At 41.8% G+C, this 8,862-nt stretch carries 4 protein-coding genes and 2 pseudogenes; all 6 read left to right on the top strand.

Annotation, left to right across the window (positions count from 1 at the left end; translation table 11 throughout):
• The first annotated feature begins 72 nt into the window (after positions 1 to 72).
• Positions 73 to 792 (top strand): annotated as a pseudogene (locus HF974_10780) (hypothetical protein).
• Positions 793 to 866: 74 nt separating this feature from the next.
• Positions 867 to 3,347, top strand: coding sequence for a hypothetical protein (locus HF974_10785; protein ID MBC2698792.1), 2,481 nt, complete (start codon positions 867 to 869; stop codon positions 3,345 to 3,347).
• A gap of 23 nt (positions 3,348 to 3,370) precedes the next feature.
• Positions 3,371 to 3,825, top strand: a pseudogene (locus HF974_10790) (YbhB/YbcL family Raf kinase inhibitor-like protein).
• 443 nt (positions 3,826 to 4,268) lie between these two features.
• Entirely contained in the window at positions 4,269 to 6,473 is a 2,205-nt protein-coding gene (locus HF974_10795; GenBank protein ID MBC2698793.1) for a hypothetical protein, read from the top strand.
• Positions 6,474 to 6,608: 135 nt separating this feature from the next.
• Positions 6,609 to 8,126, top strand: a complete 1,518-nt coding sequence (locus HF974_10800; GenBank protein ID MBC2698794.1) for a PKD domain-containing protein — start codon at positions 6,609 to 6,611, stop codon at positions 8,124 to 8,126.
• A gap of 135 nt (positions 8,127 to 8,261) precedes the next feature.
• Positions 8,262 to 8,862: hypothetical protein (locus HF974_10805; protein ID MBC2698795.1), on the top strand; the 601-nt coding region annotated here is incomplete at its 3' end.

The following is an 8,862-nucleotide window of genomic DNA, read 5'->3' on the forward strand; positions in this document are numbered from 1 at the left end:
ATGTAAGGGGGGGGTCAAAATTGGTGGGAAAAAGGGGTCAATTTTCAACGGGAATCTTCAGAATTTCTTAATGGGGAGATTTTTTTGGGCAAATACGGCTTTAAAGACGCAATAAATCTTGAAATTAACTGGTCTTCTCCCACATATGTTGGCATAAACCAAGGTGCAATCTTAACAATGACGGAAAATTATAGAAGTCAGTTGGTTCAAAATTTGTTTATGCAAAATGAATATGCTAAGAAAGCGATGCAAAAAGCTGGTTTTAAAAAAGTAATAGGAATCCAACTATATACAGGTTGGAACCTGATCTCTCTACCCTTGATGCCAGAAGACACTAGTATAACTTCATTGCTGTCTTCAATCAACGGCAATTACAGCATAGTCTGGGAATATAATGCAAGCAACACTTCCGATCACTGGAAGAAATACGATCCATCTGCACCCTTCGGAAACGACCTGCCAAACATGGAACCAGGAAAAGGATACTGGATAATGATGATCTCTGATGACACACTACCCATCAGTGGAACTGTGCCAGAATCAACTGATATTAACTTAACGACCGGCTGGAACTTGATAGGCTACAATTTTCTTGATAATCAGCCAGTAGCTGAGGCTCTCTCTTCAATCAGTGGTAATTACACAATCGGTTGGGCATATGACGCAAGCGACACAGCTGATCACTGGAAAAAGTATGACCCGCTTGCACCTTTTGGTAATGACTTATTTAATATGGAACCTGGCAAAGGATACTGGATAATGATGACCTCAAAGGATTTTTTGAAAATCTAACGAAGATAATTTAAATTATGGGAGACGGCTTATATTGAAATATTTGTGCCGGATGTAGAATAATGACATATCGTATGAATCGAAGGATATTGAATTTTGGGATCATACTTGCTGCCATAATTGCAGCAACAGTAGTTGCCCCAGCCGTAATTAGTGTTTTTTCAAGTAATTTCGACACTACTGGTATCCAGACGGCAAAAGCTGCAAGTCAAGAGTATAGTATCAAAGTGCAAAGTGAAATTGTTGAAGAGGTCGCAGGTGAAATAAAACCGCCAAAAGAGTTAGCCCTTGAACATCTAAAAGAGATAATGAATAAATACCATTCTTCGTTTGATGTCTATTCTGACCTATCAGCGGCAGGGAACCATTTTGTTGTACCAGCCAAAATGGGAAATGACGCTGAGATCAACCTATGCCATTTTGAAGATACTCACAGCGGAGATACCTGTATCGAAAACAAGTTCAATGGAATATTTTCCAGTTGGGGTGGCTGGTATTTGATGAATGGTGTTTTAATAGGAGAGGAAATACAGCCAAAAGCAAATTGGGGAGAATATCCCGATGCTGGATTTAATCTCATAGAAGCTACAAAACTCAGTTTCTGGGCGAGAGGCAAAGAAGGAGGTGAGAGAGTAGAATTTTTTGCTTTTGGTGTAGGAAGAGATCCAAATACAGGTATAACCATTGCTCCTTATCCGGACTCTTCACCTAAAATATCATTGGGATATATCACCTTAAATAGAGAATGGGAACAATATACAATAGATCTCAATGGAGTGGATCTAAGTTATGTTCTGGGAGGTTTTGGCTGGGTAACCAATGCTGCTCAAAACAATAATCTGCCAATTACATTTTATCTGGATGACATTAAATACGATAAAGAACATTTAGATGAACCACGATTTCTGGTCAGCTTCGAACTTTTACCTTCTGATGAACCTGTTTTGAAAAATACTGCCTTCGTATATGATAATGCCTTAGTTCTCTTATCATTTTTATCTAATCATACTGAAGAGGATATAGAATATGCCAAACTTATTGGTGATGCTTTAGTCTATGCCATCAACCATGATAGATATTTCACAGACGGACGCCTCCGTAATACCTATCAGGGTGGAGATTTAAAACTTTTTCCTGGCTGGGAACCACATGGTAAAAATGATACTGTGAGGATGCCTGGATGGATGGATGCAAAAAATAACACATGGCATGAGGATAAATCCTTCGTAGGTACTCACACAGGTAATATTGCATGGTCAATAATTGCACTGCTTTCTCTATATGAAGAAACTCATGAGGAAAAATATCTCACTGCATCTATTAGATTGGGAGAATGGATCGAAAATGAGTGCAGGGATGATAGAGGAGCAGGTGGATATACAGGTGGTTATGAAGGTTGGGAAACCACAGCTAATAATCCTGAGGGTCAAACAAGAATCCCTTGGAAAGCCACAGAGTACAATATAGATATTTATGTAGCTTTCTCCAGACTTTCTGAATTAACCGGAGATGATGTTTGGAGAGAGAGGGGACTGCATGCTAAAGATTTTGTAGAAGCAATGTGGGATGTGGAAGAGAAACATTTCTGGACTGGTACATTAGAAGATGGAGTCACTATAAATAAGGCTAATATTCCTGCCGATATACACGCCTGGAGTCTCATGGCTTTAGAAGAGATAGACAAATATAGAAAAGGGATGAATTGGGTGGAGAATAATTGTTATGTGGAAGTAGACGGCTTCAAGGGGTTTGATTTTAATAATGATACAGATGGGATTTGGTTTGAAGGCACAGCGCATATGATCATAGCGTATCAAATCCTGGGAGATAGAACACAATCTAATTTGTATCTTGATGAATTAAGAAATGCCCAAAAAGAAGCAAGTAATACTAATGGAAAAGGTCTGGTGGCAGCTTCGCACGATAGCGTAAGTACTGGTTTTGACTGGATATATGATGCCAGGTTGCATACAGGTGCTACTGCATGGTTCATTTTTGGGGAAATGGGATATAATCCTTATTGGACAGAGGAATTAATTATTATGGATATGTTTAGGGGATGGAACCTGATCTCATTACCCTTGATGCCTGATAATTCCAATATTGCTTCAGTGCTTTCTCCGATCAGCGGCAATTATAGTATAGTTTGGGCATATAATGCCAGCGATACAGCTGACCATTGGAAAAAATACGACCCCACAGCACCTTTCGGAAACGACCTGAAAAATCTGGAACCTGGAAACGGATACTGGATAATGATGACCTCTGATGACATATTATCTATTATTGGAACTATACCGGAAACTGTTAATGTAAACCTATTAACCGGCTGGAACTTAATTGGATATAATTCATTTGAAAGTCAGCCAATTACTGATGCTTTATCTTCAATCACTGGCAATTACAGTATCGTTTGGGCATATGATGCAAGCGATACAGGTGATCATTGGAAGAAGTACGATCCAAGTGCACCTTTTGGAAACGATCTGGCAAATATGGAAGCGGGTAAGGGATACTGGATAATGATGACGACTGATGATATTTTAGAGATCTAATAAAGGAAACCTTTGTGGAACAAATCTCAATATCTCCAGATGCGTTTAACGACGGCAGCACCCTGCCAGTCGAACACACCTGCGATGGGAAGAACTGCTCACCGGCACTCTCATGGGATACCGTCCCCGCAGGCACACAGTCCATCGCCTAGATACTGGACGACCCGGACGCACCCGGCAAAACCTGGGTTCACTGGGTGATCTAGAATATTCCTGCCAACAGCAGCGGACTACCCCCTGGTGTACCTAAGGATAAAAGCCTGGACGACGGCACCCTAAGGGCAAGAACGACTTTGGCAGGATTGGCTATAACGGACCCTGCCCGCCGCCTGGCAACCCCCACAGGTATTTTTTCAAGGTATATGCCCTGGATACTACACTTAGCCTGAAGAGCGGCGCCACCAAATCCTAGCTTGAGGTTGCCATGTCAGGGCACATACTGGCACAGGGAGAGATGATAGGGAAATACGGGCGCTGACTGAGTATGTAGCTGCCGCGAACCGGGGGTAATGCTTTTGCGATTGTGCTCTTCGGGCATTGGTGGTCTTTTATTAGTATTTATATAAAATTATTAGTATAAATATCTAAACATATTGCAACTTTATCACAAGATTTATATGCCTGGAGTTTACAAGATTTATTAAATATTCAGATAATATCTTGAACGAAAGTGTCAGGATGATTTCAGGATTTACACAATTTCCAAATTTGAATTCCAGTGGTGGGAAGGAAGATGAAAAATAAGCGATGTTGTAATGTAAAGTATATTCTTACAAAGAATGTAATAAGTAGTGGGAATAGCATAATTCACAGCTGGATATCGATGCTGTTGACTGGCATTTGTAGGACAACGGCGGGCGCGGCGGCGATGTGGGTGGATGGCGGCGCGGGTTGTTTGGGCGAACAGACAGAGGTGTGGGTATGATTTTCCAAAGGTTATTGATGCTGGTGTTCCTTGCTGTTGCCATGTGCGTCATGAGTGCAGGAGTAGGCGCGGCTGCTGTGATCACTGTTGATGACAGTGGCGGGGCTGATTATACTACAATTCAAGCGGCGGTGAATAATGCGGTTAGCGGGGATGTCATCCAGGTGGCGGCAGGGACGTACTACGAGCATGTAGTGGTTAATAAACCAGTAACATTACAGGGTGGGAGTAATTCTACTATGATTATCGATGGAAGTGGGAGTGAGAATGTTGTTGAAGTAACAGTTGATGGGGTTATGATTGATGGGTTTATGATACAGAATGGCTCAAGCGGGATATACGTCACATCCAGCAACAATGTTTTTTCGAATAATTCAATAACCAATATTATTGGAGCAAACGGCATATCAGGTGGTGCTGGTGGCAACGGTTCCGGCATCTATCTCTCTGGTTCCACCAATAATACCCTTACTTCCAATACAATCAGCAATATCACAGGTGGAACCGGCGGCGGCGCGGAAGATATTGGGGGCATTGGTGGTGTCGGTTCTGGCATTTACCTCCCAGGTTCCACCAATAATACCCTTACTTCCAATACAATCAGCAATATCACAGGTGGAACTGGCGGCGGTGCGGGGGACGCCTGTTATATTGTTGGTAGCATTGGGGGGATTGGTGGTATCGGTTCCGGCATCTACCTCTCAGGTTCCACCAATAATACCCTTACTTCCAATACAATCAGCAATATCACAGGTGGAACCGGCGGCGCCTCGGGAGTTATTGGGAGTTTTGGTGGTTCTGGGGGTATTGGTGGTATCGGTTCTGGCATCTATCTCTCAGGTTCTACCAATAATACCCTTACTTCCAATACAATCAATAATATCACAGGTGGAACCGGCGGAACGGGAGGATACTTTGGTTTAGGTGGTGCTGGAGACATCGGTTCCGGCATCTATCTCTCTGGTTCCACCACCAATTCACTCACCTCCAATATCATCAGCAATATCACAGGTGGAACCGGCGGCGAAGGATTTTATGCAGGTGGTGCTGGAGACATCGGTTCCGGCATTTATCTCTCATATTCTACCAATAATACCCTTACTTCCAATACCATCAATAATATCACTGGTGGAACCGGTGGCTATGGAACTTATGCACCTGGTGCTGGCGGCCTCGGTTCCGGCATTTATCTCTCCGGTTCTAGCAATAATACCCTTACTTCTAATACCATCAGTAATACCACTGGTGGATCCGGCGGCAGCATTCAACTAGCTATTGGTTCAGGTGGTGCTGGCGGCCTCGGCTCCGGCATTTATCTCTCCGGTTCTAGCAATAATACCCTCACTTCCAATATCATCAGTAATATCACTGGTGGACTAGGCGGCATGGGAGGATACGAGGGTGTAGATGGTACTGACGGCACTGGATATAGCATATACCTGTATACATCAACTCTCAACTTGCTGTTCCATAACAACCTGCAAAACGCAGATAAGAACGGATATGATGACGGCTCTAATTTGTGGGATGATGGGTATCCATCCGGTGGCAACTACTGGAGCGACTACATTGGCATAGATGCCAATACAGACGGCATAGGGGATACACCATACAACAACATCAGCGGCTCAGCCGGAGCACAGGATAGATATCCGTTAATGGAACCGTGGAATGAAGATAATATATCAATCCAGCTAAATTCAGGCTGGAACCTGATCTCTCTATCCTTGATGCCAGAAGACACCAGTATAACTTCATTGCTGTCTCCAATCAACGGCAATTACAGCATAGTCTGGGAATATAATGCAAACGACACTGCTGATCACTGGAAAAAGTACGATCCAGGTGTACCCTTCGGAAACGATCTAACAAATATGGAACCTGGTAAAGGATACTGGATAATGATGACATCTGACAATACATTGCCCATTAGTGGAACTGTGCCGGAGTCAACTGATATTGTTTTAAAGACCGGCTGGAACCTTATAGGTTACAATTCTCTTGATAGTCAGCCAGTAGCCAAGGCTCTCTCTTCAATCAGTGGTAATTACAGTATCGTTTGGACATATAATGCCAGCGACACGACAGACCACTGGAAGAAATACGATTCAGGTGTACCTTTTGGCAATGACCTTATAAATATGGAACCTGGAAGAGGGTACTGGATAATGATGACATCTGAAGGCATTTTAAAAATATAAATCTTGAGTATCTGAGAATCAAAATGGAGGAAGCTATATCTTGAACCGCATACTGGCATTTGCCAAAATTGAAAAGGAACAGTTATCGCATAATAAACATGCACTATCGACAGTTATTTCCATTGGAGGAATTGTATGTCTTATCAAATAAACCGATGGCTATTGGCATTGGGAGTTATAATAACAGCTATAGTTAGCATAATAGGAGTTGCACAGGCAGAGACACCTATTAAGTATGGAGAAACGATTTCAGGCTCGATCGATCCTTCTACTGAGATTGACACATACACCTTCTCCGCTGATTCCAATGATACGGTTATTATTAGGGTAGACGGCCCTCAATATTCCTCAAATCTAAATCCTGAGATCAGGCTATATGCACCAAACGGACCCTTGCTAACAAGCCAGTGGAGTTATGACAACTTTGAAATGCTGCATACGCTGCCTGACAGTGGAAAATACAAAATCTTAGTTCTCGACCATGATATAGAATATACTGGTGATTATAACCTGTTTATCCAGAGGCTTAACAATCCGGGCAATACGACACCGATAGGATTTGATGAGACTGTTTCAGGCTCGATCGATCCTCCTCTTGAGATTGACACATACACCTTCTCTGCTGATTCCAATGATACGGTTATTATCAGGGTAGACGGGCCTCAATATTCCTCAAATCTAAATCCTGAGATCAGGCTATATGCACCAAACGGAACCTTGCTAACAAGCCAGTGGAGTTATGACAACTTTGAAATGCTGCATACGCTGCCTGACAGTGGAGAATACAAAATCTTAGTCCTCGACCACGATATAGAATATACCGGTGATTATAACCTGTTTATCCATAGGCTTAACAATCCAGGATTAGCACCGTTTGCGAACTTTACATATTCACCAAAAAATCCAGTTATTAACCAAGTCATTATCTTTAATGCTACAGCTTCGTATGATCCGGATGGATTTATAACGAATTACAAATGGGACTTTGGTGATGGGAATATTACATCCACGACAGAAAAGATAATAACACACTCTTATACTTTAGAGAGCGATTACGACGTAAATCTAACGATAACAGATAATTCAAATACCACAAACTCAACAACCAAATCTGTTCAAGTAGTGCCGAAAGACATTACTATCGATCTATATACTGGCTGGAACCTAATTTCTTTACCGTTAATGCCCGAAGAAACCAACATTGCATTTGTACTGTCTCCAATCAGCGACAATTACAGCATAATCTGGGAATATAACGCAAGCGACACTGCTGATCACTGGAAGAAGTACGATCCGGGTGTACCATTCGGAAACGATCTAATAAATATGGAACCTGGTAAAGGATACTGGATAATGATGACATCTGATGACACATTGCCCATAAGTGGAACTATACCAGAGTCAACTGATATTGATTTAAGAACCGGCTGGAACTTGGTTGGCTTCAATTCTCCTGATAGCAAGCCAATAGCTGAGGCTCTTTCTTCTATTAATGGAAATTACAGTATCGTTTGGGCATATAATGCCAGCGACACGACAGACCACTGGAAGAAATACGATCCAGATGTACCTTTTAGAAATGACCTTATAAATATGGAACCTGGAAGAGGGTACTGGATAATGATGATATCCGAGGGGATTTTAAAAATATAAATCTTGAGTATCTGAGAATCAAAAGGGAGGAAGCTGTATCTTGAACCGCATACTGGAATTTACCAAAACTGAAAAGGAACAGTTATCGAATAATAAACATGCACTATCGGAAGTTATTTCAATTGGAGGAATTGTATGTCTTATCAAATAAACCGAAGGCTATTGGCATTGGGAGTTATAATAACAGCTATAGTTAGCATAATAGGAGTTGCACAGGCAGAGACACCTATTGAGTATGGAGAAACCGTTTTTGGTTCTATTGATACTAAAGCTGAGATGGATACTTATACCTTCTCTGGCAGTTCAGAAGATATCGTATTGATCAGAATGCAATCAAGCTGGTATGATGGTCCTGAGATAAAATTATACGCTCCGAACGGAACCTTGATTTCTCATGGCAGTGGACAATCCACTTACTTCTCTGAAATTACACAAGCACTACCTGACACTGGAGAATATGCTATATTAGTAGGGGATGATGACGGAGACGATACAGGAAATTATGGTATTTTTGTTCAGAGGGTTCACAATCCAGGAAATGCAACACCTCTAGGTTTTGGTGAAAATAAATCCGCCAGTATTGATACTAAAGCTGAGATGGATACTTATACCTTCTCTGCCAGTTCAGAAGATATAATATTGATCAGAATGCAATCAAGCTGGTATGATGGTCCTGAGATAAAATTATACGCTCCGAACGGAACCTTGATTTCTCATGGCAGTGGACAATCCACTT

The sequence above is a fragment of the ANME-2 cluster archaeon genome (assembly GCA_014237145.1).
In the GTDB taxonomy this organism is placed as follows: Archaea; Halobacteriota; Methanosarcinia; order Methanosarcinales; family Methanocomedenaceae; genus Methanocomedens_A.